Raw genomic sequence first — 25823 nt, forward strand, 5'->3', positions numbered from 1 at the left:
CCGGCGAGCGGTCAGGCGCGCACCGCGGATTCGAGCGCGGGGGCCGTGGTCACGGCGTCGCCGAACCAGGTGCGGTAGAAGGCCGTCACGTAACCGGCCAGCAGGCCGAACACGACGATGCCCGCGGGCACCGGATGTTCGGCGAAGCCGGTCGACAGGTACCGGTAGGACAGCAGCAGCCCGGCGAAGAGCGCGGCGCCGGCCGACACCAGCTGTACGCGGGTGCGATCCCAGCCGCGTTCCGGTGCGCGCAGGGCGGATTCGATGGTCAGGCACAGCACCGCGCCGGCCACCAGATCCGCGCCGTAGTGGTAGCCGAAGCCCAGGGTGGCCGACAGGGTGGCGACGAGCCAGAAGGTCCCGCCCCAGCGCAGCCAGACCGGCGCGGGCGCACCCGTGAAGGGGTCGCGGCGCGAGTGGATGAAGATCGACAGCGCCCACGCGGTGTGCAATGACGGCATGCAGTTGCGCGGGGTGTAGTGGTCGAAGGCGATCGAACCCGGCGAGAGGTCCACCGGCGGCACGATATTCGGCCAGTAGCTACCCAGGGAGAAGACGTGCCCGTCCGCGCCGAACGCGAACATCGGCCCGACGACGGGGAATACGACATAGAAGACCGGGCCGATGAGGCCGAGCACCAGGAAGGTGCGCACCAGGTAGTGCCTGGGCCAGTCCCCCGTCGTGACCACGGTGCGCAGCTGCCAGATGGTCACGATCATCGCGCCGACGGGCAGTTCGATGTAGACCCAGTGCAGCACGGCGGAGGCGAGGGGCCCCAGCCAGTCCAGCAGCTGCCCCATCAGCCAGGAGGGGTCGCCCAGGGCGTGGTCCACCAGCACGATGTGTTCGTCGAGCACCCGGGGCCCGGCCAGCACGGTGATGCCCAGCCAGACGTCGGCGACCTTGCTGGACAGCACCAGCAGGATGCCGAGCGCGGCGGCGTGCAGCGCATTGGTGCGGTCCTTGCCCTGCCACTTCCAGCACGCGAGCCCAATGAGGGCGAACAGTACGAGCACGGGGCCGTTGCCCATGGCCAGTGGTCCACCGGACAGCGTCCGAATCGCTTGGTACGCAAGGTCGATGCCGAGTGCTGCGCCGACCGCCAGGAACCGCCGCCGCCAGCTCAGCCCGATGAGCGCGAGCCCGAGCCCGGCCCACGGCACGGTGAAGGATTTGGCGTTACCCGCGAAGTCGGCCCAGATGCTTTCCAGCGGGCCGGTGAAGTGGTGGTGCGAGGCCACGATCTGCAGGACGATCAGCAGCGCCGCCCCCACCGACAGCGCGGCCGTCAGGCCGGCGCGCGGCGACAACATCCGTAACCCGGTTCGGCGTGTCTCGCCGCCGATTCGGGAGTACGGATCGTCGAGCAGCATCCAGCCATAGTAAACGCCGCATGAACGCCAGCTCGGTGAGTAGTTGAACGCCGCCCATCTCACCAGATGAACAGGCCCCGGTCAGCGCCGCATCACTCCTGGCCACGCGTACACCCTACGGATCCGGTCGTAATCGAAATCACAACCGTGCAAGACGGTTCCGTGGCGCGCGAGTTTCGCGGACCTCAGTGCTCGAGTTCGCGGACCAGCGAATCGACGACCGCGACCAGATCGCCGTGCGCGGCCGCGGCCACCCGGCGCTGACGCTGATAGGACGCGCCCTTCTTCGGGATGTCGGCGACCATGGCGAGCTCGTTCTCGCAGCCGAGGCTCTTGGCGGTCGGCTCCAGCCGATTGAGCAGTTCCATCAGGTCGTCGGTGACCAGTCGCTCATTGCTGTCGGCATCGGTGATGACGATGGCGTCGAGCCCGTATCGCGCTGCGCGCCACTTGTTTTCCTGCACATGCCAGGGCGGCAGGATGGCCGGCATGGTCTCGCCGGATTCCACCCGGCGGTCGAGATCCACCACCAGGCAGTGGATCAGCGCCACGATGGCCGCCAGTTCGGCCTTGGTGGGGGTGCCGTCGCAGACGCGGACCTCGATGGTGCCCCACTTGGGCGCGGGCCGGATGTCCCAGTGCATGCCGCCGAGTTGTTCGATCACACCGGTTTTCATCTGGTCGTGCACGAAACCCTCGAACTGTTCCCAGTTCTCGAACTGGAAGGGCAGTCCGGCGGTGGGCAGCTGCTGGAACATGAGCGCCCGGTTGCTGGCGTATCCGGTGTCGACGCCCGCCCACATGGGCGAGGAGGCCGACAGCGCCAGCAGGTGCGGATAGGACGGCAGCAGCCCGTTGAGGATGGGGAAGACCTTGTCCGGGTGGGAGATTCCGACGTGCACGTGCACGCCCCAGATGAGCATCTGGCGGCCCCACCACTGGGTGCGCTCGATGAGCTCGTCGTAATGCGCACTGCGCGTGAGCTGTTGGGTGGACCACTGCGCGAAGGGATGGGTGCCGGCGCAGAACAGGTCAACGCCGACCTGGTCGGCGGCGCGGCGCACGATGTCCTGGGTGGCGCGCAGTTCGTCGACCACCTCGCTCACGGTGTCGTGCTTGCCGGAGACGAGTTCGACGGTGTTCTTCAGCAGTTCCTTGGTGATCTGCGGGGTGCCGTCCCAGGCGCGCAGATCACCGCAGGCTTCGAAAACCGCTGCGGCGGTGTTGGACAGGTCGCGCGTGCGCTTGTCGACGAGCGCGACCTCCCATTCCACGCCGAGCGTGTGCCGGGGCGATGAGTTGAAGGGGACCTTCGTTCTGCCTGCCCCGGCCATGGCTCACCTCGAGAGGGTTCAGGCGACGACGCCGCAGGCGACCCGTGCACCCGCGTCGCCGGTCGCGAGGGTGTCCGCATCCGGTGCGGGCGCGTACCGGGTGGGAATGTTGCCGAAGTTGTCGGCGCCGGCGTGGATGATCAGCGCCTTGCCCTTGACCTCGTCCAGGGTGAAGGCGTCAGTGGTGGTGACCAGCTTGGCGGTGCCGTCCTTGAGCACCTCGAGCGAGGTCAGATCACCGCTGGCCGGGTGGGTGTTCTGGTCGCCGACCTGCAGGTGGCCACCGGCGGAGAGGAAGTCGCCGGGCGCGCCGCCCGCCGGTGCGGTGGAGTTGGGCTCGCACTTGCCGACCTGGTGGACGTGCAGGCCGTGGAAGCCGGGCTTCAGCCCGTGCGCCTCGACGGTGATCTGCAGGTGGTTGCCCACCTTCGCGATGGTGGCGGTCCCGACGGTACCGCCGCTGGGATCCTTCAGCGTGACGCTGGACGAGTCCTCCGGAGCATTACCGCCCTCGGTCCCCTGCGTGCCGGCGGGGGCCTGCGAGCTGGTGAACACCGGCGGGGTCGTCCCCTTGACGTCGCTCGACTCCTGGCTGTTGGAGCAGGCGGTGAGACCGAGGGCTGCGACCGCGAGCACCGGAGCAACAGTCCACCAGGACGGGCGACGAGTTGTGGACGAGGCCATCGGGGAACTCCTTTACGAGTCCGAGTTTATCGGGAAAGCAGGGTGGACATACTTCGTACCGGACAAGATGATGCCAGAGACGTGCGTGTGTGCCGTGGAGGGGCCGCACGGTTTCTTTCGAGCGACCCGACAGTGCCTTACCAATAGCGATTCAGTGCCTTGTCAACAGCGATTCAGTTACCGGTGACGATGACGATGACACCGGTGGGCGAGTCCGAGATTCCGGGGAATCGGGGTTCGGCCGAGCAGCCCAGTTGCGCGGCGATGGCCTGGGCCAGCGCCTGCTCCTTGGGCGAACTGCCGTAGTACACGGTGGTTTTCGGAATGACGCCGTTCGCGTAATTGCCCACCTCGGTGACGTTGTACCCGTCGGAGGTGAGCTGGTCGCCGGTCTTCTTGGCCAGGCCGGGCACGGTGCCGTTGTTGTAAACCCGTACGGGAAGGGTCTTGTCGACGCCCGCGGCCACGGTGGTGGTCGTGGGCAGCGCCGCCGTGGTGGTGGGCGCGACCGGTGGAGCGGTGGTGGCCTGGGCCGAATTCTGCTGTGCCGCAGTGGTAGTGGCCGCGGCGGTGCTCGACTGCGAGGTCGAGTCGGCGCTACTGCTCGAGGAGTCCGAACTCGACAGCGACATCGCGCCCAGCCCGGCGAACACGATGGCCAGCGCGATCAGGACCATCGCCAGGGCCCGCAGCGGCGGGCCGCCGGCCGGCGAATTCGGGTTGCTCACGGCGTCGAGCCTAATGGGTGATGGGGCGCCCGCGCGGGATCATGCGCGTACGCACGCGGTGTTGGAAGCTGCTTCACATTCCTGGTGTGGTTCACACCTGGAAACCGAGACGGCGTGCGGCCCTGGTCTTCTGACGGCTGGCGCGCAGCCGGCGCAGGCGTTTGACCAGCATGGGGTCGGCGGCCAGCGCCTCCGGCTTGTCGACGACCGCGTTCAGGACCTGGTAGTAGCGGGTGGGTGAGAGGTCGAAGAGCTCACGGATGGCTTCTTCCTTCGCACCGGCGTACTTCCACCACTTGCGTTCGAAGTCGAGAATGTCGAGCTCGCGGCGGGAAAGCCCGTGTGCGCCATCCTCGCCGGAAGGGCCGTCCTCGCTTGCGGGGATGTCGCGTGCCGCTGCGCTGTCCATAGTGCTCCTCGCCGAGTGGTCACCAGACGAATATGGTGCTTGTGCGTCGCCGATCATTCAACCACGCGGCGGAGTCGTCCCGATGCGTACCGATCGGCGTGTTCTGTGACGCCCCCTCGGCGTGTCGTGCTTGTTCTGCCCCTCCGCTTCGCTCCGGGGCGGGGTTCGCGGCCCTGAGGTCTCGATTCTTCCCTTCTCCGCTCCTCCGCTCCGTCAGTCCAGAATCGAGACAGCCGCGAACCTGCGGGCGGGTGTCCAGGGGGTGATCTGCTACAAAATGGCAGCCCAGTAGGCTGCTCAGCATGGCTATTCTCCCGATTCGCATTGTCGGCGACCCGGTTCTGCACCGCGTGACCACTCCGGTCACGCAGACCCCGGAGGAGCTGGCCGAGCTGATCGCGGACATGTACGAGACCATGGACGCCGCCAATGGCGTCGGCCTGGCCGCCAATCAGGTCATCATCAAGGACGAGGACGAGGTCTCGCCGCGCATCTTCGTCTACGACTGCCCGGACGACACCGACGGCGCGAAGATGATCCGCCGCCGCGGCTGCGTCGTGAATCCCGTGCTGCAGACCTCGGAGATCCCGGAAACCATGCCGGATCCCGATGATGACGAGGAGGGCTGCCTGTCGGTGCCCGGCGAGCAGTTCCCCACCGGCCGCGCCGACTGGGCGAAGGTCACCGGCACCGACGAGCACGGCGCACCGGTCGAGATCGAGGGCCGCGGCTTCTTCGCCCGCATGCTGCAGCACGAGACCGGGCACCTGGACGGCTTCCTCTATGTCGACGTGCTGATCGGGCGCAATGCCCGGGCCGCCAAGAAGTCCATCAAGCGAAACGGCTGGGGCAAGCCGGGTTTGAGCTGGGTGCCGGGCACCGTGCCGGATCCCTTCGGACACGACGACGACGATCTCGACGACTGATCGGGTATGACCGATTCCGAACTCCCGCCGATCGGTAAGCGGGTGGTGGTTCGCTACCGCCTGCCTGCGGGCTATCCGCAACCGCTGACGGATGTGATCGGGGAACTCATCGAGCCCGATCCGCTGACCGTGCGCACCGCCGACGGCCAGGTGGTGTCGATCGCCTGGGATCGGGTGGTGGCCTGGAAACCGCTCGGGCCCAGGCCCATTCGGACCAGCGAGATCCGCGCCCTGGAGGCCGCCGCGGCCGACGGCTGGCCGGGCCTGCGGCGGTCCTGGATCGGCGGTTGGCTGTTGCGCGCCGGGGACGGATACACCAATCGTGCGAATTCCGCAGTGCCGCTGGGCGGTACGGACGGACCCGCCCTGATGGACACCGAGACCCTGCATCGGATCGCCGAGTGGTACACCGCGCACGGCCTGCCCGCACAGTTCCAGCTGCCCGACCGGCTGGCCACCCTGCCCGCGGGCTGGCGCAGCTGGAACGAAACCCAGGTGCTGGCGGTCGATATCGAGACCATGGCGCTGCCGTCCGGACCGCCGATGGTGCGCTTCAGCGTGGATCCGGACGGGGCCTGGTTGTCCATGCACCGCCATCGCGGCGGGGACGCCGAACTGGGGTCGACCCCGGTGGTGGAGGTGCTGACGGCGGTGCGCGACGGTCAGGTCGCCTTCGCCACGCTGGGGTTGCAGTCGCCGCTGGCCATCGGCCGGGTCGCGGTCACCACGGCCCCGGACGGCCGCTGCTGGGCGGGGCTGACCTGCGTCGTGGTGGCGAACGAGCATCGGCGGCACGGGCTGGGCGCGCTGGTGTGCGCGGAGATGATCCGCTGGGGGCAGTCACACGGGGCCACGCACGCGTACGTGCAGGTGTCGGGCGAGAATGACGCGGCGCTGGCGCTGTACCAGGAGATGGGGTTCGTCGAACACCACCGCTACCGGTACGCCGCGCCCTGATTGCGTGCCACTCGCTTTCGCAAGACACTAGTTCTGAAAGGTTCACCACTCGTGCGCATCGCTACCTGGAACGTGAATTCGATTCGTACCCGGCAGGATCGGGTGCTGGCGTGGCTGGACCGCGCCGATATCGACGTGCTGGCCATGCAGGAAACCAAGTGCAAGGACGAGCAGTTCCCGTTCGAGGCCTTCGAGGCGGCCGGGTACGAGGTCGCCCACATCGGCTACAGCCAGTGGAACGGTGTGGCCATCGCCTCCCGGGTCGGGATCGACGATGTCGAGATCGGCTTCCCGGATCAGCCCGGATTCGACAAGGACGCCGGGGAGTCACTGCTCAGCGCGCCGGTGGTGGAGGCCCGCGCGATCGGCGCGACCTGCGGCGGGGTGCGGGTGTGGAGCCTGTACGTGCCCAATGGCCGCGCCCTGGACGATCCGCACTACACCTACAAGCTGGAATGGCTTGCCGCCCTGCGCAGTGCGGGCAGCAAGTGGCTGTCGGAGGATCCGGACGCGCAGATCGCGCTGGTGGGTGACTGGAATATCGCGCCGACCGATCTGGATGTGTGGTCGCCGGAATTCTTCGAGGGCAAGACCCACGTGTCCGACCGGGAGCGCGACGCCTTCGACGCCTTCGGCGAGGTGGGCTTCAGCGACGTGATGCGGCCCTTCCACCCGGGCCCGGGCGTCTACACCTACTGGGACTACACGCAGCTGCGCTTCCCTCGGAAAGAGGGCATGCGCATCGATTTCATCCTCGGCTCTCCCGCCCTGTCGGCCCGGGTCACCGAGGCGAATGTGGACCGCGAGGAGCGAAAGGGCAAGGGCGCCAGCGATCATGCGCCCGTGGTGGCCGAACTCGCCGACTAGACGGACCGGCTCTTGATGGCGTCGCGGGAGATGAAGACGTCGTAGCTGCCCGCGGCCGCGATGACCGCGTTGCCGTAGGCCGAGCGCACGAAAGGCCTTGTGTACCAGGACTGATTCTTCATGTCCTGGAAGAAGTCGGCGTCGCTGCCATTGAGGAAGATCTGATTCTGCTTGGTGGCGATGCCGTCCAGCCGCTGGCCGTAGAGTCGGGTCACCTTGTACCCGGAGTTGAAGCCGAGCGCGTTCACCCACGGTTCGAGTTCCACGATATTGGCCTGCAGTACCCACAGGTCGCCCTCGACCTGATAGGTCTGGTGCTGGTCGCCGTGGTCCTTGTCGCCGTAGAGGGTCAGTTCCACGTTCATCATGTGCTGTTGCCCCGCAACGGGTTTGGCCTCGATGTGCGCCGCCTTCACCTCCCCGGTGAGGCCGAGGAAGGTCTGCAGCAGCGTGGTGATCCACAGGATCACGACCGCGACGAGCACCAGCCCGGCCGCACCCGCGCCCCGCCCGGCCAGCGCCCGCCACCCCACTTTGCGCGCCTCGAGAACAGCCGTGACGAGCAATCCGATCGCCGCGATGCCGAGCACCAGCAGCAGCATCTGGATCCAGCCGAAGGTAACCGGGAAGACCATGCCGTAGTTGTACCCGCTGGGGACGACACTCCGCGGCGCCGTCACACATCGAATGTGCGTGTCACATCGGCGAGTCGCGCCTCGCCGACAAGACACACAGGAACTCGCTCGGGGCCGGGTGGATCGGGGAGTCTGCTGGCTGACCCACCCGGCCGTCGAGCAACTTTCCGCGCACGGTGCACCACCCGGGTTTGATGGAGCGTGGGCACCGCGTTCCGGGACCATCCGGCGACAGCCCCGCAGAGTGATCCGGATCAGGGGTGCGGCGAGATAACCATTCCCGAGCCCCGCCACCGTTCCCCACTCCGGTCACCCCTACCGGACAGTAGGGCAATCTGGCGCTGGAGCGGCCCAGATCCACGCCGATGGCACGAATCGAGAGTGCTCTAGGCACGGAAGGTCACAGTTATCCCCAAAGTAGCTACGCGTTCGAATATCTCGTGCAGAATGCCGGTCAAAACCCGGCCCCGGCCGGTGGCGGACCTCGGAGGGGCGAGATGAACAATCCGACAGGCTCGAGTGCGCACCAGGTACTCGACGAGATCCTCACGCGCTACGGCAGCCTCGAGGCCTTCAGCGCCCACCTACACGCCGTGCTGGACGCACCGACCATCGTGCTCCCCAACCCTGTGGTCGCTCCCCCTGCGGGCGGACGGCACCGGCGTCGCGATCCCGCCGACCGGGGACCCGCGAGCCGGGTGGCGTGAAGCAAACCGGCCCCGCACCGAACAGGTGCGGGGCCGGGGGATGCGGGTGGGTCAGAAAGCGGCCTCGTCCAGCTTCATGATGTCGTTGTCGATGTTCTCGATGACCGAGCGCACGCCGCTGATGAGCGGCAGCTTGTTCTTCGCGAACCAGGACGCCACGCCGACCTTGCCGGTGTAGAAGTTCTTGTCCTTGTCGGCCGCACCGGCGTCCAGCGCCGCCTGGGCGATGGCGGCCTGCTCCAGCAGTCGCCAGGAGATGACGAGATCGCCCACGGCGTACAGGAATCGGACCGAACCCAGACCGACCTTGTAGATCTCGTCGATCTGCTGCTGCGCGGCCATCAGGTAGCCGGTGAGGGTGGCCGCCATGGCCTGCACGTCGGCCAGCGCCGCGCCGAGCAGCCCGCGCTCGATCTTGAACTGGTCCGGGCCGCCGTCGATGAACTGCTGGATCAGGCCCGCGACGTGCGCGAGCGCCACGCCCTTGTCGCGAATGATCTTGCGGAAGAAGAAGTCCTGCGCCTGGATGGCGGTGGTGCCCTCGTACAGCGAGTCGATCTTGCAGTCGCGGATGTACTGCTCGATCGGGTAGTCCTGCAGGTAGCCGGAACCACCCAGGGTCTGCAGCGATTCGGTCAGGCTCTCGTATGCCCGGTCCGAACCGCAGCCCTTGACGATCGGCAGCAGTAGGTCGTTGACCTTCTCCGCCAGCTCGGCGTCCACCCCGTAATTGGCCTGCGCCACATCGGCGTTCTGGTACGAGGCGCAGTACATGTACAGCCCGCGCAGACCCTCGGCGTACGCCTTCTGGGTGGCCAGCGAACGACGCACGTCCGGGTGGTGGGTGATGGTGACGCGCGGCGCGCTCTTGTCGGCCATCTGGGTCAGATCCGCGCCCTGCACGCGCTGCTTGGCGTACTCCAGGGCGTTCAGGTACCCGGTGGACAGCGCGCCGGTGGCCTTGGTACCCACCATCATTCGCGCGTTCTCGATGACCTTGAACATCTGCGCGATGCCATTGTGCTGGTCACCGACCAGGTAGCCGACGGCCGGAATGTCGCCGCCGAAAGTGATCTCACAGGTGGGCGAGGACTTGATGCCCATCTTGTGCTCGACGCCGGTGACCAGCGCGCCGTTCTTGGCGCCGAGTTCCATGGTCTCGGTGTCGAACAGGAAGCGCGGCACCACGAACAGCGACAGGCCCTTGGTGCCCGGGCCGGCGCCCTCGGGGCGGGCCAGCACCAGGTGGAAGATGTTGTCGGCGGTGTCGCCCACGTCGCCACCGGAGATGAAGCGCTTCACGCCCTCGATGTGCCAGGTGCCGTCGGCCTGCTGGATCGCCTTGGTGCGGCCCATGCCGACATCGGAGCCGGCGTCCGGCTCGGTGAGCACCATGGTGCCGCCCCAGCGGTTCTCCCAGGCGTGGGTGGCCCACTTCTGCTGCTGCTCGGTGCCCTCGTCGAAGAGCACCTTGTGCATGAGCGGACCCATATTGAAGAACGAGGCCGAGTTGTTCGCGGCGACCAGCATTTCCTGGATGCCCCAGATGAGGGCGTTGGGGGCGGGCACGCCACCCATCGCCTCGGCCATGCCCAGACCGGAGTACCCGGCCTCGTTCACCGCAGCCACGGTCTTCTTCAGCGATTCCGGCACGGTGATGGTGTGCTGGTCCGGAATGAACTCGACCGGGTTGCGGTCGGCCTCGACGAACGAATCCGCGATCGGCCCCTCCGCCAGGCGCTTCGCCTCGGCGAGCATCTCCCGTGCGGTGTCGGCGTCCAGGTCGCCGTAGGCGCCCTGGTCCAGCAGTTCCCCGATACCCAGTACTTCGAACAAGTTGAACTCGATGTCTCGTAGGTTCGCCTTGTAATGGGACACGGAAGGGCCTCCTCGGCTGAGTCTGAACTGGTCGAGCGATGTCGAAAGATCTGGTCGAAGATCTCGAAGATCAAGGCGAGGTTGCCGTACGCCTGTCCTGTTACGCAAGCGTAGGTACGCCTCTTTACCCGAAAAGCCCCGTTCGACCGGGAAGAATCCCAAAAAGTTAACCCCGCCGTTATGCGCTGGACCGGGACCCCGCGGGCATACAGCCCCTTGGCCTGCTGCGGAGTGACGGTCACGGGATTCGTGGGAACCGCGGATCGCATGTGGTCCCCGAGCAGACGCCCGGCAAATGCGGCATTTGCGGCCCGGGCGAATTCGCTCTTCAGCGCGGGCACCGCCTTGGCGGCCGGGCCGCCGGCGCGACGGCTGGTCCAGCTCAGCACGCCGGATACCGCGCGCACCGCGCCCTTGGGCGCGACGCCCGCGCCCGGCAGGTAACGCAGCGCGGCCAGTCCGGCGACGGCGGGGTGGAACATGAAGTTGGGCATGAACTTCAGCGACAGGGCCATGTTCACGTGGACGGTGCCCTCGAGCCGCGGCAGGCCGAACATGCCGACCATGGCCATCGGGAAGTACATGTCGTTCTCGAAGCCGCGTGCCGCGATGACATCGGCGAGGTCCTCGTACCCGGCTCCCCCCGGGTGGTTTCCTTCGTGAATGTAGAATTTTTGTTCACTGCTGCAGGAAACGATCTTGTTACCGGCTCGGACCAGCGGGTCCCCACCCCGCGCGCACTGCTATCGTCGGTGCGCATGGGCATCGATTCGGCGATACGACCACGCCAGCGCGCGCGGCATCTGGGTCCCGAACGGCGTCGCCCGCAGGTCCTCGACACCGCCCTCGAGATCGCCGTCGCCGACGGCATCGCGGCGGTGACCATCGCCGCCGTGGCCGACCGTATGAAGGTCACCCGCCCGGTCGTCTACGCCTGCTTCGCCGATCGGGTGGAGCTCCTCGAGGCGCTCATCCGCCGCGAGGAGGACTACCTCGTGCAGGGCGTCATGGACACGCTGCCGCGCCGCCGGGTCGAAGCCGACGAGGCGGTCTTCGTGGAGGGCTTCCGCGCCCTGCTGCACACGGTGTCCCAGCGGCCCGACACCTGGCGCCTGCTGTACGGCAATCCCGATCCGGCCGTGGCGGATTCGTTCGGCAAGGGCCGGCTGCTGGCCGTGGAGCGCTGCACTCGGCGGCTGCGACCGACCCTGAAGGCCTGGGGCACCGCGCAGGCCGAGCGCAAGCTGCCGGCCCTGGTCGAGCTGTGGGTCTCGGCCGGTGAGGGTGCGGTGCGCACCCTGCTCACCGATCCGGGCGAGTGGACCCCCGACACACTGGGCGAGTTCGTCGGCGCGGCGGTGTATCGGGCCCTGCGCCACGCTTGAGAATCCGGGGTCCTGCCGTTATCCGGTGGCTACGATGGGAAAGGGACCATCGGTCAGCGGGAGGCCGCCATGACGTTCTATCGGCAGGTTGGTTCGGTGCCGCCCAAGCGGCACACGCAGCATCGGGACGAGCGGGGCACGCTCTATTACGAAGAGCTGATGGGCGAAGAGGGCTTCTCCGGTGATTCCTCGCTGCTCTATCACCGGGGATTGCCTCCGGCCATTGTGGATTCGTCGGTGTGGATACTGCCCGAGCAGCGGCTGTACCCGAATCATCCACTGCGGCACCGGCATCTGAAGCTGCACGAACTGTTCCTGGGCGACAAGCCGGCCGACAGCGATGTGGTGACCGGGCGGCGGCTGCTGCTGGGCAATGCCGATGTGCGCATCTCCTACGTGGCGGCGCTGCGGGAATCGGCGCTGTACCGCAATGCCGTCGGCGACGAACTCGTCTACATCGAATCCGGTTCGGGGCGGGTGGAAACCGTCTTCGGGGCCCTGCCGGTGCGGCAGGGGCATCAGGTGCTGCTGCCGCGCGCCACCACGCATCGCTGGATTCCCGACGGCCCCGAACCCTTGCGCGCCTATGTCATCGAGGGCACCGGCCACATCACCCCGCCCAAGCGGTATCTCTCGAAATACGGCCAGTTCCTGGAGAACTCGCCCTACTGCGAGCGGGATCTGCACGGGCCCACAGAGTTGATGCAGGTCGACGGCGAGGACGTGGAGGTGCTGGTCAAGCACCGCCCCGCCGGGGAGATCGTCGGCACGAGCATGGTGTACGCCAGCCATCCCTTCGACGTGGTGGGCTGGGACGGCTGCCTGTACCCGTTCACCTTCGATATCGCCGACTTCGAACCGATCACCGGCCGCGTGCATCAGCCGCCGCCGGTGCATCAGGCCTTCGAGGGCCAGAACTTCGTGATCTGCAATTTCGTGCCGCGCAAGGTGGACTACCACCCGCTGTCGATACCGGTCCCCTACTACCACTCGAATGTGGACTCCGACGAGATCCTCTTCTACTGCGGCGGAAACTACGAGGCGCGCAAGGGATCCGGGATCGGGCAGGGCTCGGTGTCGGTGCATCCGGGCGGGTACGCGCACGGGCCGCAGCCGGGGGCCTACGAGCGCAGCATCGGCATCGATTTCTTCGACGAGCTGGCGGTCATGGTGGACACCTTCCACCCGTTGCAGCTGGGCGAGGGCGCGCTGGCGTGCGAGGACGCGCGGTATGCCTGGACCTGGTCGGGGCGAGGGCCGTCCGAGTGGATCTGAGTCCGAATGGTGCGACGGCGCAGGGGTTGGTGACATGGGATCGGGTGGTGGGGAAATGAGCAGCCGGGTGCGGATCGAGGTGCCCGCGGGTTCCGGATTCGGTCCGGAACACCTGCCGTACTGTGTGTTCCGCCCGCTGGGCGGGGACCCGCGGGTGGGGGCGCGGCTGGGCGATTCGATCATCGATCTGGCGGTGGCGCTGGATGATCCGATGTTCGCGCAGCCCAGCCTGAACGCCTTCATGACCCAGGGCCCGCAGTGCTGGCGGGAGGTGCGCGAGCGGGTACGTGCGGCGGCCGACGCGGAACTGCCCGCGGCGGCGGTGCATTCGGTGCGGGCGGTGCGGCTGGACCTGCCGGTGGAGATCGGCGACTACGTCGACTTCTACGCCAGCCTCGATCACGCCACCGCCATGGGCCGGATGCTGCGGCCGTCCGGTGAACCGCTGCTGCCGAATTGGCGCCATCTGCCGGTGGGGTATCACGGGCGCGCGGGCACCGTGGTGGTGTCGGGCACGGATGTCGCCCGGCCGCACGGACAGCGCCGGACCGATTCCGGCACACCGGATTTCGGGCCGAGCCGCCGCCTCGATATCGAGGCCGAACTGGGCTTCGTGGTGGGCGCGGGCTCGCGGCTCGGTACGCCCATCGGGACCGGCGAGTTCGCCGAGCACGTCTTCGGGGTGGCGCTGGTGAACGACTGGTCGGCCCGGGATATCCAGGCCTGGGAGGGGCAACCGCTGGGCCCGTTCCTCGGCAAGTCCTTCGCGACCAGCCTGTCGGCGTTCGTGACTCCGCTCGACGCGCTGGCCGCCGCGCGGATTCCGCTGCCGCCGCAGCATCCGAAGCCGCTGCCGTATCTGCGGGACGACACGTCCTGGGGACTGGACATCATGCTGACCGTCGAGTGGAACGGCCAGGTGATCTCCACTCCGCCGTTCCGGCGTATGTACTGGTCGGGGCCGCAGATGCTCGCGCATCTGACGGTCAACGGCGCGTCGACTCGCACCGGCGACCTGTTCGCCTCCGGCACCATCTCGGGGGCCGATCGTGGCGAGCGTGGGTCGCTGATGGAAATGAGCTGGGGCGGTACCGAACCGATCGAGTTGAACGGGGTCCAGCGGACCTTCCTGCAGGACGGCGACGAGGTGGTCATCACGGCCACCGCACCCGCCATCGGGGGCGGTCACCTGGCGCTGGGTGAGGTGCGCGGGCGCATCGCGAAGGCCGAGTGATAGCCGAATCGCATCACCATGAAGATGATCACTGATCCTACCGACCGGTAGGTCAGGAACGTTACCGTTCCGGACGTCTGAAGACTTCGGAGGGTGGCGTCAATGTTGACCAGTACTGCCCGGTTCGCCATGGCACGCCCGCGCGCGGTGCTGGTGGCCGCGCTCCTGTTGATGCTCGTGTGCGGCGGCTTCGGCGCCACCGTGAAATCCCACATGGTCGGCGGCGGCTATCTCACCGATTCGCTGGAGTCGGTGCGCGCCAATGACTTCATCACGAAGAACTTCCCCGGCGGCAATCCCAACCTCATCGTCATGGTCAGCGGTGATGGGGGCGTCAACAGCCCGCAGGTGCGCGGCGAGGCGCAGCGCGTCACCGACGAGCTGAGTCAGGACCCGACGGTGACCGGCGTGCGGTCGTATTGGACCAGCCTCGCCACCCGGCCCGACCTGGCCGCCGCGCTGAAGAGCGAGGACGGGCAGCGCGGGCTCATCATGGCCACGGTCACCGGCACCGACACCGAGGTGCAGAACCGGGCCGCCGAGCTGTCGAACCAGCTCAATGGGGACAACGAGGGCGTGCAGGTCCGGGTCGGCGGGATGGCCGGTTCCTTCGCCGATATCAATCACCAGGTCGAGAAGGACCTGCTGCTGGCGGAGGCCATCGCGGTGCCGGTGTCGGCGCTGCTGCTGGTGCTGGTGTTCGGCAGCGTGGTGGCGGCGCTGCTGCCGGTCGGCGTGGGACTGTTCGCGATTGCCGCGACGCTGGGCATTCTGCGCGGGCTGACCACGGTCATGGATGTCTCCATCTTCGCGCTGAACATGACCAGCGCACTGGGGCTGGCCCTGGCCATCGACTACAGCCTGTTCATTGTCAGCCGGTATCGCGAGGAGCTGGCCAATGGCCGCGATACCCGGGCGGCCATTCTGCGTTCGGTCCAGACCGCGGGTCGCACCGTGGTGTTCTCCGGCTTGACCGTCGCCCTGGCCCTGGCGGCGCTGGCGGTGTTCCCGCAGCCGTTCTTCAAGTCCTTCGCCTACGCCGGTGTCGCGGTCGTCGCCGCGGCCGTGGGCGCGTCGGTGCTGTTGCTGCCCGCCGCGCTGGTGCTGCTCGGCGATCGGGTGAACGCCTGGGATCTGCGGAAACCGGTGCGCCGCCTGCTGGGTCGCGGCGAGCCCGCGCCCAAGCCGGTCGAGACCACCTTCTGGTACCGGCTGGTGACCGCGGTCATGCGGCGGGCGCTGCCGGTCGCGGTGATCGCGGCGGCGGTGCTGCTGGCGCTCGGATCCCCGTTCCTGAAAGCACATTTCGGCACCCCGGACGATCGCGTGATCGGCACCTTCGCGTCCAGCCGTCAGGTGGGTGACGCGCTGCGGCAGGACTTCAATGCCGACATGGCCTCGAGCACGGTGATCGTGCTGCCCGGATTCCACGGCGGCGCAGCGGAAATCGGCGCGTATGCCAAGAACCTGTCGGAGGTGCCGGGCGTCGCGGCGGTGCTGTCCAGCGAGGGCGTCTATCTGGCGTCACCGTCCGCCGAGGGCGTTCCGCCGACCGGCAAGCGGGTGGCGGCCGGTATCCCGCAGATGGCCGGCCAGAACGGGACCTACCTTTCGGTCGGCACGAAGGTCGCGCCCTACTCCGCCGCGGGCAAACAGCAGCTCGCGGCACTGCGGGCGGTCCCGGCTCCCGGCGAGGTGCTGTACGGCGGCGCGGCGGCCCTGAACGAGGACACCATGGACTCGGTCATCAGCCGGATCCCCTTGGCGGCCGCGCTCATCGCCGTCATCACCCTGATCCTGCTGTTCCTGTTCACCGGCAGCGTGGTGCTCCCGGTGAAGGCCCTGCTGCTGAACATGTTGTCGCTGACCGCCACCTTCGGCGCCATGATCTGGGTCTTCGCGCAGGGCCACCTGTCCGGTCTGCTGGGGTTCACCCCGACCGGCAGCATCGACCTGTTCATGCCGATCCTCATGTTCTGCCTGGCCTTCGGCATGTCGATGGACTACGAGGTCTTCCTGCTGTCCCGGATTCGCGAGGAGTGGCTGGCCTCCGATCGCGGCCGGGCGGCCAATACCCGTTCGGTGGCCCTCGGGGTGGCCCGCACCGGCCGGATCTTCACCGCCGCAGCGGGTTTGATGGCGGTGGTGCTGCTGGCCGTGGCCACCTCCGAGGTCGCACCCATGAAGTTGTTCGGCATCGGCCTGGCGCTGGCCGTGGTCTCCGACGCCACCATCATTCGCGGCCTGCTGGCCCCGGCCCTCATGCGCCTGATGTCCACCGGCAACTGGTGGGCGCCGAAACCGCTTGCGGCGCTGCACAAGCGGATCGGGCTGGAGGAGGAGTCAGCCGCGGCGGTAGCCGAGGGCGACTACGCCGGCGGCGAGCAGCACCAGGACGCCGATGACGCCGAGACCGACGCCCATGCTGTCGGCGAAGGCGACCGGGTGGGCGCCGTCTCCGGCGTGTGACTCCATCACGGCGCCGATCATCGCGAGCCGATGGCGGCACCGAATTCCCTTGCGGCGGAGTTCAATCCGGCCCAGCCGCACCCCAGCCGTGTGACGGACCCTCGATGAGGCCGTACAGCACCGCGGTCGATCCGGCCATGAGCAGCACCGCCCCGAGGGGATCCTGATCCGCCTCGCGCCGTGAGGTTTTCGGCGTCACCACCGCCGCCACCGCCAGCAAGGCCAGACCGGCGGGAGCAACGACACCGATCCCGCCCATGTCTGGCTCCGCGATACCCTGCGCGAGATCATGCTCGCCGCCCGCCCACGCGACTGAGCGCCCCCCACTCAGCGAGCGGCGACCCGGCCCGCGTCGACCACCGCGACGAAGTGGTTCAGATCGGCGACGAGGGTGTCCACGGAATCCGGCGCGCCGCCGTCGTCGTCGTGGTGGTGCAGCCAGTCGGCGACCAGTTCGAACATGCCGCCGATGGTGGCGAGGGCGAGGGTCAGCAGGTGCGGGTCGTCGCGCGGATCGGCCTGCAGCCATTGGTATTTCAGGAATTCAGCGGACCAGCGGCGGTTGGAGCGGCGCATGGCTTCGACGGTGGGCGAGATGCCACCGGCTTCGCCGAAGGTGACCTTGGCCAGGCGGGGGTCGTCGGCGATGGCGTGGACGAAGGCGGCCAGGACGGTGGCGCGGCGGGTGGCCCAGTCCGCATCGGCGGTTTCGACGGCCACCTCGGCCACCCGTTGCTGGATGCCCGTGGTGATCTGTTCCAGCAGGGCGGTGTAGCAGGCTTCCTTGCTGTCGAAGTGGTCGTAGAAGCCCTTGGTGCCGACGTAGGCGTGCTGACAGATCTGTTCGATGGAGGTGCCCGAATAGCTCTGCCGGGCAAAGAGTTCGGTGGCGGCGGTGAGCAGCTGACGACGGCGCTGGGCGCTGCGCTCGTCGGCGTCGAGGCCGCGGATGCGACGCCGCACGGGGGTCCGGTCGGTCGGCGCGGCAGATTTGCTGCGGGACATGCCTAGACGATAGCCAAGCTCATTTCAGAAAGACATCTTGTTGACAATCGGATGCCGTGCTTGCTGTAATCGCCGTCACGTCGATGCGGAAGGGAACAGAGACGTGGCAATCACTGGGGATCGCGGGCCCGGGAGGTGGCCTGCTCGCGGCCGCGCTCGCGCGGGGCAGTGACGGCCGCCTCGGCCGTACTACTGGGGGAGTCACCGCGGGAATGGTTGCCGCGCAACCACTCCCGATGAACGTCGACCCGTTCTACCAAACGCCCGACGGGTTCGAATCCACCGATCCCGGCACGATCCTGCCCAGCCGCGAGGTGCAGCTGGCGGTGCTCACCGCACTGCCGGTGCACGTGCGATGGTGGCAACTGCTGTACCGCACCACCGACTTGTTCGGGCAGCCGACGGTCGCGGCCACCACGGTCAGCCGAACTCACCCGGCCGAATCCATCCCCCGAGCAGACCGAATCGTATATTCCGCGGTCTCGGAGCGTGCGTACCGTGGAGCGCGGTATGGTCGCTGCGGAAAAGTACGTATGCCAACGGGGGCTCGCACCAGCGGGCTGAGAGGACGGCTAGTGGGCCGTCGACCGTATGAACCTGACCGGGTAATGCCGGCGTAGGGAGGATTCACCCATGTCATCGAGTCATGTCCCGAGCAACTCCGCGCCCGTAGACACCGTGACAACCGGTCCCATCGAGGGCAGCGTCAAGCACTACGAACAGGTCGAGGCCGGCGGCACGACGCTGCGGGTCCCGGTGCGGCGCATCAATCTCACCAATGGCGAGCACTTCGACGTGTACGACACCTCCGGTCCGTACACCGACGACACCGCCACCATCGATCTCGAGGCGGGGCTACCCAAGCTCCGCGACACCTGGGACAAGCCGCAGGTCGACGGCCCGCCGACCCAGCTGGCCTGGGCCCGCCAGGGCATCATCACCAACGAGATGCGCTACATCGCGGCGCGCGAGGGCGTCGCGCCCGAGCTGGTACGCGACGAGGTGGCCGCCGGTCGCGCGGTGATCCCGGCCAACCACCGCCACCCCGAGTCCGAGCCGATGATCATCGGCAAGAAGTTCGCGGTCAAGATCAATGCGAACATCGGCAATTCGGCCGTGAGCTCCTCCATCGCCGAGGAGGTGGAGAAGATGGTGTGGGCCACCCGCTGGGGCGCCGACACCATCATGGACCTGTCCACCGGCAAGAACATTCACGAGACCCGTGAGTGGATTCTGCGCAACTCCCCCGTCCCGGTCGGCACCGTGCCGATCTACCAGGCGCTGGAGAAGGTGAACGGCGATCCCACCAAGCTCACCTGGGAGATCTACCGCGACACCGTGATCGAGCAGGCCGAGCAGGGCGTCGACTACATGACGGTGCACGCCGGCGTGCTGCTGCGCTACGTGCCGCTGACCGCCAAGCGGGTCACCGGCATCGTCTCGCGCGGCGGTTCCATCATGGCGGCGTGGTGCCTGGCGCATCACCAGGAATCGTTCCTGTACACCAACTTCGCCGAGCTGTGCGAGATCCTGGCCAAGTACGACATCACCTTCTCGCTGGGCGACGGTCTGCGCCCGGGTTCCATCGCGGACGCCAATGACGAGGCCCAGTTCGCCGAGCTGCGCACCCTGGGCGAGCTCACCAAGATCGCGAAATCCCATGGCGTGCAGGTGATGATCGAGGGCCCGGGCCACGTGCCCATGCACAAGATCGTCGAGAACGTGAAGCTGGAGGAGGAGCTCTGCGAGGAGGCTCCCTTCTACACGCTCGGCCCGCTGGCCACCGATATCGCGCCGGCCTACGACCACATCACCTCGGCCATCGGCGCGGCCATCATCGCGCAGGCGGGCACCGCCATGCTCTGCTACGTGACGCCCAAGGAGCACCTGGGCCTGCCCAACCGGGACGACGTGAAGGTCGGCGTGATCACCTACAAGATCGCCGCCCACTCCGCTGACCTGGCCAAGCAGCACCCGCGCGCCCAGGACCGCGACAACGCACTGTCCAAGGCGCGCTTCGAGTTCCGCTGGACCGACCAGTTCAACCTCTCGCTGGACCCCGACACCGCCCGCGAGTACCACGACGAGACCCTCCCGGCCGAGCCCGCCAAGACCGCGCACTTCTGCTCCATGTGCGGTCCGAAGTTCTGCTCCATGCGCATCTCGCAGGACGTGCGCGATTACGCCGAGAAGCAGGGCCTCACCGATATCGCCGCCATCGAAGCGGGCATGGCGGAGAAGTCCGCCGAGTTCGCCTCGAGTGGCAACCAGGTGTACCTGCCGGTCGTGTCCTAGGACCGCATCCGGTAGTCGGCGAATCCGATTCGGGGCAGGCGGCTTTCGAGCCGCTCGCCCCGAATCGTGTTCCGGCCCGGCCTCGTCGCCTCAGGCCCGGCTCGAAATCTGCTGGACGGCCCAGCTGTTGCCGTCCGGATCGTCGAAGAAGATGAATCCGCTGTTGTCCAGCGGGTCGCCCGCGGACGGCGGCCCCGGCAGCACCTGGATGTCGCTGACCTCGACTCCGCGCTCGACCAGTTCAGCGTGGGCACGCTTCAGATCCGGCACCACCAGCTGCAGCCCTTTGAGATATCCCGGCTCCATCTTCGGCACCACACCCTCGCCGATGACGATCGAACAGCCCGACCCCGGCGGGGTGAGCTGACAGATCCGCGTGCCCTCCGCGGGCCGGACGTCGTGGTCTACATGAAACCCGAGCTTGGTGCTGTAGAAGTCCTTGGCGCGGTCGACGTCCGACACGGGAACGATGACCACTTCGAGTGTCCAGTTCATGACAGTTCCTTCCGATTCGAGTGCTCTTGCGGAAGTCGGAGCCGAGCCGCGGAATTCATCATGGTTCGGGAACGAATGCCGGCACGCCCGCGGCGAACGCTACCGTTCACTCGACGCGACGCTGCCAGCGTTGGGCGAATTCGCCCGGAACCGGTGGCGGGCCGGGCAGGTCGCCGGTGGCGGTGAGGCCGTCGATCAGCAGGGCCAGGACCCGGCGGCGCAGCTGGGCGGTGCGCTCGGGATCGGGCAGTGTAATCGTCGCGCAGGCTTCGAGGATCAGGCCGAAGTCGGCGACGGTGACCCCGGGACGCAGCCGCCCCGATTCCCGGGCCCGGCGCAGGAGTTCGTCATTGAGTTCGGCCGAGCGCTGGACGTCCGGGAGGATCGATTCGTCCGGGGTGAAGGTGCCGGCCAGATGCACGGTCAGCGAGTGCACATCGGCGTCGACCACGCGGTGCAGGAAGTCGACCAGCGCCGCCCAGCCGTCGGAATTCTCCAGGGCCGCTTCGGCTTCCGTGTTGTAGCGGCGCAGTCCGTCGTAGCAGAGGGTGCGCAGCAGCTCCTCCTTGCTCGGATAGCGGCGGTACAGCGCACTGATGCCCACCCCCGCGCGCTCGGCGACGGCCGAGATCGGCGCCTTGGGTTCGGCCAGGAACACGTCCCGGGCGGCGGCCAGGATGAGTTCGTCATTGCGCGCGGCCTGCGCCTTGCGGCCGGGTAGGGCGCGCTGAGCTGCGGGTTCGGCTGTCTTCGACATGCATCCGAGCCTACCACTTGAACGGAATGATCCGTTCCGTTATCGTTTTAACAGAACGAAGCATTCCGTTCCGACAAGGAGAGAATGATGAACGCCATCCGCCCCTTCCGCATCGACGTCCCCCAGGCCCAGCTGGACGATCTGGCCGAGCGGCTGCGCAAGGCGCTGTGGCCGAACGAGCTGCCGGGCGTGGGCGACACGTACGGCGTCCCGAACGCGCGCATCCGCGAGCTCGCGCAGTACTGGCTGGAGGAGTTCGACTGGCGGGCACTGGAATCCGAGCTGAACGCCTACCCGCAGTTCACCACCGAGATCGAGGGCGAGGATATCCACTTCCTGCACGTGCGGTCGGCGCGAGAAGACGCCACCCCGGTGATCCTCACCCACGGCTGGCCGGGCTCGATCCTCGAGTACGTGGATCTCATCGCGCCGCTCACCGCACCCGAGGATGCGGACGCCCCGGCCTTCCACGTGATCATCCCGTCGCTGCCGGGCTACGGATTCTCCGGCCCGACCCGCTCCGCCGGCTGGAACCGCTACCGCACCGCCCGCGCCTGGGTGGAGCTCATGGACCGGCTCGGCTACACCCGGTTCGGCGCGATCGGCAATGACGCCGGCTCGATGATAGCGCCGGAAATGGGCCGGATCGCGCCGGATCGCGTGCTGGGAGTCCATGTGACGCAGCTGTTCTCGTTCCCGTCGGGCGACCCGGCCGAGATGGCCGGCCTGTCCGAGGAGGACATGGCCGCGCTGGCGCACCTGCAGTGGTTCTACGACAACAAGTTCGCGTTCAATACGGTGTCGAGCCAGCAGCCGCACACCCTGGCCTTCGCGCTGTCGGACTCGCCGCTGGGCCTGCTGGGCTGGAACTCGCAGCTCTTCCCCGAGAGCCTCGACGCGGAATTCGTGATCGGCAATGTGGCCACCTACTGGCTCACCGGCACCGCCGGATCCTCCATCCGCTTCTACTACGAGGACGCCCATGCCACCGAGCAGCCCACCGGACCGACCACCGTCCCCACCGCGCTGGCCATGTTCGCCGGCGATTTCCAGTCCATCCGCCCCTTCGCCGAACGCGATCACAAGAACATCGTGAGCTGGCACGCCTACGACGTGAACTCGGGCTCGACCAGCGCCAACGATGCCGCGGGACACTACGCCGCGCACGAGGCGACCGACGTGCTGGTCGCGGATATTCGCGAATTCTTCGCCGGGCTGCGCTGATTCGCCCGGTTCCGCTCGAAGGCCGGCCCGGTTCATCCCACGGGCCGGCCTGGATCCTCCCGCATGTTCGCGAGACGCGCGGCGATGGTTCCCGGAGGCACTCGCTGATGTACTGAATTCATCATCGCAACAACGAATTACACGAGGTGAGAGCCATGAAGGTCGCCATTTTCGGAGCCACCGGAACCGTCGGTCGCCACGTCGTCGCCCGCGCCCTCGCGGCCGGGCATCAGGTCACCGCACTGACCCGCGATCCCGCCAACCTGACCGCCGCACCCCACGAGCGGCTGCGCGTCGAGGTCGGCGATGTGCTGGACCCGGCCGTGGTGGAGCGCACCGTGATCGGGCAGGACGCGGTGATCGTCGCCCTCGGCGCGGGCCGCAAGGGCGTGGTGCGCGCCGAAGGCACCCGCCACATCATCGAGGCCATGGCTCGGACCGGGGTGAAGCGGCTGATCTGCCAGTCCTCGCTGGGTGTCGGCGACAGCCGCGGCAATCTGAACTTCGTCTGGAAGTACGTCATGTTCGGCATGCTGCTGCGGCAGGCCTATGCCGATCACGTGCGGCAGGAGGAGTACGTGCTGGCCAGTGATCTGGACTGGACCATCGTGCGGCCCAGCGCCTTCACCGACGGACCGGCCACCGGAAACTACCGCCGCGATTTTCCGGCCACGGAAACCGGTCTGTCACTGAAGATCTCACGCGCCGACATCGCCGAGTTCCTCGTCGCACAGCTCACCGACGTCACCTACGTCCGTCGCACCCCGGGCATCTCGAACTGACCCGGTGCGCCGCCGATCAGAAGCCGAAAACCTCTGCCATGGAGATGGATTCGTCGTCCCAGCGCCGTTCTATGGCCGCGCGCTCGGCATCCGGGAGGTACGGATCCCATCCGGCCCGGCGCCAGAAGGCTTCTCGATGCTCATCGCTGAGGGGATGCGGCGTGCTCATGGCGGATTCCCTGGATCGTGACGACCGTCACATCGATTCTAACGACGAGGTAGATCACTTGCGGCCGAGTCGCGCACCCACTTGCGTGCGACGGAAAGAACCGAGCGCTCGTCCCCCATCGGGTCCAAGCGCTCAGTCCTTTTGTGGCGGTGGCAAGCCTGCCGGTCAGGTGGTCTTCGGCGAGGTCAGGTCGTAGAGGGTGATGCCGTCCACCTCCTGCGAGTCGAAGTGCTCCTTCACCCACGCCGTGATCTGCGAGCTCTGGCTCTGGTTGCCGCCGTTGCCGCCGCGGTCGCCGCCCATCTGATTGCCACTGATGATGTAGTGGATCCGGCCGACCTGCACGTACTCCTGGAACTGGGACAGTGTCGGCGAGGGGTCGCTGCCGTTGAAGCCACCGATCGGCATGACCGGCAGCTGGGTCGCCAGCTGGAATCCGGCCGCCGAGTTGGAGCTGACCGTCGCCGCCACCCAGGTGTACTCGGAGCCGTCGGCCTTCAGCAGCGCGGTGACCTTGTCACTCGGGTTGCTCGCCATCATCATGTTGCCAGCGCCGCCGCCGAATCCGCCGTGCTGACCGCCACCCGGCTGACCGCCGGGCATGCCATTGCCGGGTCCCGCATTGTCACCCGGTCCACCGTTGCCGGTGCGGCCGTTGGGCATACCGTGGTCGCCGCCGCGCGGACCGCCCGGACCCCAGCCGCCGCGCACCGGGGGTCCGGCCGAGGGCATCGGCCCCTGATGTGCGGTGGCGATGCCGTCCACGGCGTAGGCGGTGGGACCGGCCAGACCGGCCAGCACCGCGGCCGCCGCGACGGCCAGGCCGGCCCTGCGGGGCAGGCGAATCAGCAGCAGGACGGTGGCGACGATGCCGCCCACCAGGACCACCCAGCGCAGCCACGGCACGAAGGACGTGCTGCGGGACAGGATGATCCACGCCGTGGCCGTGGTCAGGACCATCGCCGGCACGGCGGCCAGACGCACCCACAGCCGATCGCGGTGCTGCCAGGCGAGCACCGAGCCCGCGCCCATCAGTGCGGCCACGGCCGGGGCCAGCGCCACCGTGTAGTACGGATGGAAGATGCCCTTCATGAGGCTGAACACCAGTCCGGTGCCCACCAGCCAGCCGCCGAACAGGATCAGCGTGGCGCGCTGCGGATCGGTGCGGGTCAGCTTGCCGCGCAGGGCGATTCCCGCCACCAGCAGCACCAGGGCGGCCGGGATGAGCCAGGCGATCTGACCGGCCTGCGCCGGTTCGAACAGCCGCCCGATACCTGGCGTGCCCCACATGCCGCCACCGCCGGTCGGCAGCTGGTCGCCGCCGCCGAAACCGCCGACGCTGCCGCGCTCATTGCCGTCGAGACGGCCCAGGCCGTTGTAGCCGAGGGTGAGTTCGATGATCGAATTATGCTGCGAGCCGCCGAAGTACGGGCGATCCGAGGCCGGCCACAGCTCGGCCAGCAGCACCCACCAGCCCGCGCCCGCCATCATGGCCGCGGCCGCGCCGAACAGCTGCGCGATGCGCTTGCCCAGCTCGGGCGGGCCCGCGATCAGGTAGGTCAGTGCCAACGCGGGCACCACCAGCAGCACCTGCAACTGCTTGGCCAGAAAGCCGAGTCCGATGAACGCGCCGGTGACCAGCACCCAGCGCCAGCGGCCGTCGGCGACCGCGCGGGTCATGGCCCAGGCCGCGGCCAGCATGAGGAACACCAGCATGGCGTCCGGGTTGTTGAACCGGAACATCACGGCGGCAATGGGAGTCAGCGCCAGCACCAGGCCGGCCAGCAGTCCGGCGCTCGCGCCGAAGCTGCGGCGCACGATGGCCCACAGCAGCGCCACCGAGGCCACGCCGAGCAGGGCCTGCGGCAGCAGCATGCTCCAGCTGTGCAGGCCGAAGATCCGCACCGAGATCTCCATGGGCCACAACGACAGTGGCGTCTTGTCCACGGTGATGGAGTTGGCCGCGTCGGAGGAGCCGAAGAACATGGCCTTCCACGACACCGAACCCGCCTGCACGGCGGCCGCGTAGAAGGAGTTGGCCCAGCCGTTGGCGGACAGGTTCCAGAGGTAGGCGATGGCGGTGCCGATCAGCAGGGCCGCCAGCGCCAGGTACTCGCGGCGGCCGGTGCCGGCCGCGGGCGGCTCGGCCGGGGGTGGAGCGAGCCGGGGCTCGGTCAGAGTCGCGGTCATCGGTCGCCTCCTCGGTCAGCTCGATCAGTGGGGGTGTCGGACGGG

25 protein-coding genes and 1 riboswitch are annotated in these 25823 nt (G+C 67.9%); of the genes, 11 read left to right on the forward strand and 14 right to left on the reverse strand.

What is annotated here, in order from left to right; genetic code table 11:
- Nucleotides 1-11: 11 nt before the first annotated feature.
- The 5 genes from AB0L60_RS28360 to AB0L60_RS28380 form a co-directional block, all read right to left on the reverse strand.
- Nucleotides 12-1313 (reverse strand): DUF5933 domain-containing protein, encoded by a 1302-nt coding sequence (locus AB0L60_RS28360; protein WP_364620035.1) that lies wholly within the window; start codon nt 1311-1313, stop codon nt 12-14.
- A gap of 245 nt (nt 1314-1558) precedes the next feature.
- Nucleotides 1559-2707 carry a glutamate--cysteine ligase gene (locus AB0L60_RS28365; protein ID WP_364619720.1) on the reverse strand — a complete coding sequence of 383 codons (1149 nt, stop codon included), beginning with the start codon at nt 2705-2707 and terminating at the stop codon, nt 1559-1561.
- An 18-nt stretch (nt 2708-2725) separates the two neighbouring features.
- A complete protein-coding gene (locus AB0L60_RS28370; RefSeq protein WP_364619722.1) occupies nt 2726-3391 on the reverse strand; it encodes a superoxide dismutase family protein in 666 nt (221 codons plus the stop codon).
- Between the two features lie 173 nt (nt 3392-3564).
- Nucleotides 3565-4068 carry a LytR C-terminal domain-containing protein gene (locus AB0L60_RS28375; RefSeq protein WP_364620038.1) on the reverse strand — a complete coding sequence of 168 codons (504 nt, stop codon included), beginning with the start codon at nt 4066-4068 and terminating at the stop codon, nt 3565-3567.
- A gap of 142 nt (nt 4069-4210) precedes the next feature.
- The gene (locus AB0L60_RS28380) at nt 4211-4528 is read right to left on the reverse strand and encodes a DUF3263 domain-containing protein (protein ID WP_364619725.1); all 318 of its coding nucleotides are present in this window, start codon (nt 4526-4528) and stop codon (nt 4211-4213) included.
- A gap of 302 nt (nt 4529-4830) precedes the next feature.
- Here AB0L60_RS28380 and AB0L60_RS28385 point away from each other — a divergent pair, with 302 nt between their 5' ends.
- Genes AB0L60_RS28385 through AB0L60_RS28395 form a run of 3 tightly spaced genes read left to right on the forward strand, consistent with a single transcriptional unit; the run spans nt 4831 to nt 7278 of the window.
- Nucleotides 4831-5454, forward strand: a complete 624-nt coding sequence (locus tag AB0L60_RS28385; protein WP_364619727.1) for a peptide deformylase — start codon at nt 4831-4833, stop codon at nt 5452-5454.
- Between the two features lie 6 nt (nt 5455-5460).
- Nucleotides 5461-6411 (forward strand): GNAT family N-acetyltransferase, encoded by a 951-nt coding sequence (locus tag AB0L60_RS28390; protein WP_364619730.1) that lies wholly within the window; start codon nt 5461-5463, stop codon nt 6409-6411.
- A gap of 51 nt (nt 6412-6462) precedes the next feature.
- The gene (locus tag AB0L60_RS28395; protein WP_364619733.1) at nt 6463-7278 is read left to right on the forward strand and encodes an exodeoxyribonuclease III; all 816 of its coding nucleotides are present in this window, start codon (nt 6463-6465) and stop codon (nt 7276-7278) included.
- On the opposite strand, the gene AB0L60_RS28400 is transcribed toward AB0L60_RS28395, so the two are convergent.
- Complete coding sequence (locus AB0L60_RS28400) at nt 7275-7913, reverse strand: hypothetical protein (protein ID WP_364620041.1); 639 nt, start codon at nt 7911-7913, stop codon at nt 7275-7277. The two genes, AB0L60_RS28395 and AB0L60_RS28400, sit on opposite strands and share 4 nt — an antisense overlap.
- A 497-nt stretch (nt 7914-8410) precedes the next feature.
- On the opposite strand from AB0L60_RS28400, the gene AB0L60_RS28405 reads away from it, so the two are divergent.
- A complete protein-coding gene (locus tag AB0L60_RS28405; protein WP_364619736.1) occupies nt 8411-8620 on the forward strand; it encodes a hypothetical protein in 210 nt (69 codons plus the stop codon).
- 51 nt (nt 8621-8671) lie between these two features.
- Here the strand turns inward: AB0L60_RS28405 and AB0L60_RS28410 are convergent, their stop codons facing one another.
- A complete protein-coding gene (locus AB0L60_RS28410; protein WP_364619739.1) occupies nt 8672-10498 on the reverse strand; it encodes an acyl-CoA dehydrogenase in 1827 nt (608 codons plus the stop codon).
- Nucleotides 10499-11256: 758 nt separating this feature from the next.
- Here AB0L60_RS28410 and AB0L60_RS28415 point away from each other — a divergent pair.
- From AB0L60_RS28415 to AB0L60_RS28430, 4 genes are all read left to right on the forward strand, one after another.
- Nucleotides 11257-11883 (forward strand): TetR family transcriptional regulator, encoded by a 627-nt coding sequence (locus tag AB0L60_RS28415; RefSeq protein WP_354843547.1) that lies wholly within the window; start codon nt 11257-11259, stop codon nt 11881-11883.
- Between the two features lie 69 nt (nt 11884-11952).
- Entirely contained in the window at nt 11953-13158 is a 1206-nt protein-coding gene (locus AB0L60_RS28420; RefSeq protein ID WP_364619743.1) for a homogentisate 1,2-dioxygenase, read from the forward strand.
- Between the two features lie 55 nt (nt 13159-13213).
- Nucleotides 13214-14392 carry a fumarylacetoacetase gene (fahA, locus tag AB0L60_RS28425; RefSeq protein WP_364619746.1) on the forward strand — a complete coding sequence of 393 codons (1179 nt, stop codon included), beginning with the start codon at nt 13214-13216 and terminating at the stop codon, nt 14390-14392.
- Nucleotides 14393-14494: 102 nt separating this feature from the next.
- Entirely contained in the window at nt 14495-16861 is a 2367-nt protein-coding gene (locus AB0L60_RS28430; RefSeq protein WP_364619749.1) for an MMPL family transporter, read from the forward strand.
- Between the two features lie 61 nt (nt 16862-16922).
- Here AB0L60_RS28430 and AB0L60_RS28435 read toward each other — a convergent pair whose 3' ends face one another.
- The 3 genes from AB0L60_RS28435 to AB0L60_RS28445 form a co-directional block, all read right to left on the reverse strand.
- The gene (locus AB0L60_RS28435; protein WP_364619752.1) at nt 16923-17120 is read right to left on the reverse strand and encodes a hypothetical protein; all 198 of its coding nucleotides are present in this window, start codon (nt 17118-17120) and stop codon (nt 16923-16925) included.
- A 68-nt stretch (nt 17121-17188) separates the two neighbouring features.
- On the reverse strand, nt 17189-17866 hold the full coding sequence (locus AB0L60_RS28440) for a TetR/AcrR family transcriptional regulator (protein ID WP_364619755.1): 678 nt from the start codon (nt 17864-17866) through the stop codon (nt 17189-17191).
- A 110-nt stretch (nt 17867-17976) separates the two neighbouring features.
- Nucleotides 17977-18300, reverse strand: a complete 324-nt coding sequence (locus AB0L60_RS28445) for a hypothetical protein (RefSeq protein WP_364619758.1) — start codon at nt 18298-18300, stop codon at nt 17977-17979.
- Between the two features lie 95 nt (nt 18301-18395).
- Nucleotides 18396-18506: riboswitch (TPP riboswitch) on the forward strand.
- On the opposite strand from AB0L60_RS28445, the gene thiC reads away from it, so the two are divergent.
- Nucleotides 18500-20161 carry a phosphomethylpyrimidine synthase ThiC gene (thiC, locus tag AB0L60_RS28450; RefSeq protein WP_364619760.1) on the forward strand — a complete coding sequence of 554 codons (1662 nt, stop codon included), beginning with the start codon at nt 18500-18502 and terminating at the stop codon, nt 20159-20161. It overlaps the preceding riboswitch by 7 nt.
- Nucleotides 20162-20251: 90 nt before the next feature.
- On the opposite strand, the gene AB0L60_RS28455 is transcribed toward thiC, so the two are convergent.
- A complete protein-coding gene (locus tag AB0L60_RS28455) occupies nt 20252-20656 on the reverse strand; it encodes a VOC family protein (RefSeq protein WP_354843524.1) in 405 nt (134 codons plus the stop codon).
- 106 nt (nt 20657-20762) lie between these two features.
- Nucleotides 20763-21413 carry a TetR/AcrR family transcriptional regulator gene (locus tag AB0L60_RS28460; protein ID WP_364619763.1) on the reverse strand — a complete coding sequence of 217 codons (651 nt, stop codon included), beginning with the start codon at nt 21411-21413 and terminating at the stop codon, nt 20763-20765.
- Nucleotides 21414-21500: 87 nt separating this feature from the next.
- Between AB0L60_RS28460 and AB0L60_RS28465 the strand changes: the two genes are divergently transcribed.
- Complete coding sequence (locus AB0L60_RS28465) at nt 21501-22637, forward strand: epoxide hydrolase (RefSeq protein WP_364619766.1); 1137 nt, start codon at nt 21501-21503, stop codon at nt 22635-22637.
- A 155-nt stretch (nt 22638-22792) separates the two neighbouring features.
- Nucleotides 22793-23419, forward strand: coding sequence for an SDR family oxidoreductase (locus AB0L60_RS28470; protein ID WP_364619769.1), 627 nt, complete (start codon nt 22793-22795; stop codon nt 23417-23419).
- 16 nt (nt 23420-23435) lie between these two features.
- Here the strand turns inward: AB0L60_RS28470 and AB0L60_RS28475 are convergent, their stop codons facing one another.
- Both AB0L60_RS28475 and AB0L60_RS28480 read right to left on the reverse strand, forming a co-directional pair.
- Nucleotides 23436-23588 (reverse strand): hypothetical protein, encoded by a 153-nt coding sequence (locus AB0L60_RS28475; protein ID WP_364619771.1) that lies wholly within the window; start codon nt 23586-23588, stop codon nt 23436-23438.
- Nucleotides 23589-23753: 165 nt separating this feature from the next.
- A complete protein-coding gene (locus tag AB0L60_RS28480) occupies nt 23754-25778 on the reverse strand; it encodes a glycosyltransferase family 39 protein (RefSeq protein ID WP_364619773.1) in 2025 nt (674 codons plus the stop codon).
- Between the last annotated feature and the right edge of the window lie 45 nt (nt 25779-25823).

This window comes from Nocardia sp. NPDC051981, from assembly GCF_040680715.1.
Taxonomy (GTDB): Bacteria; Actinomycetota; Actinomycetes; order Mycobacteriales; family Mycobacteriaceae; genus Nocardia.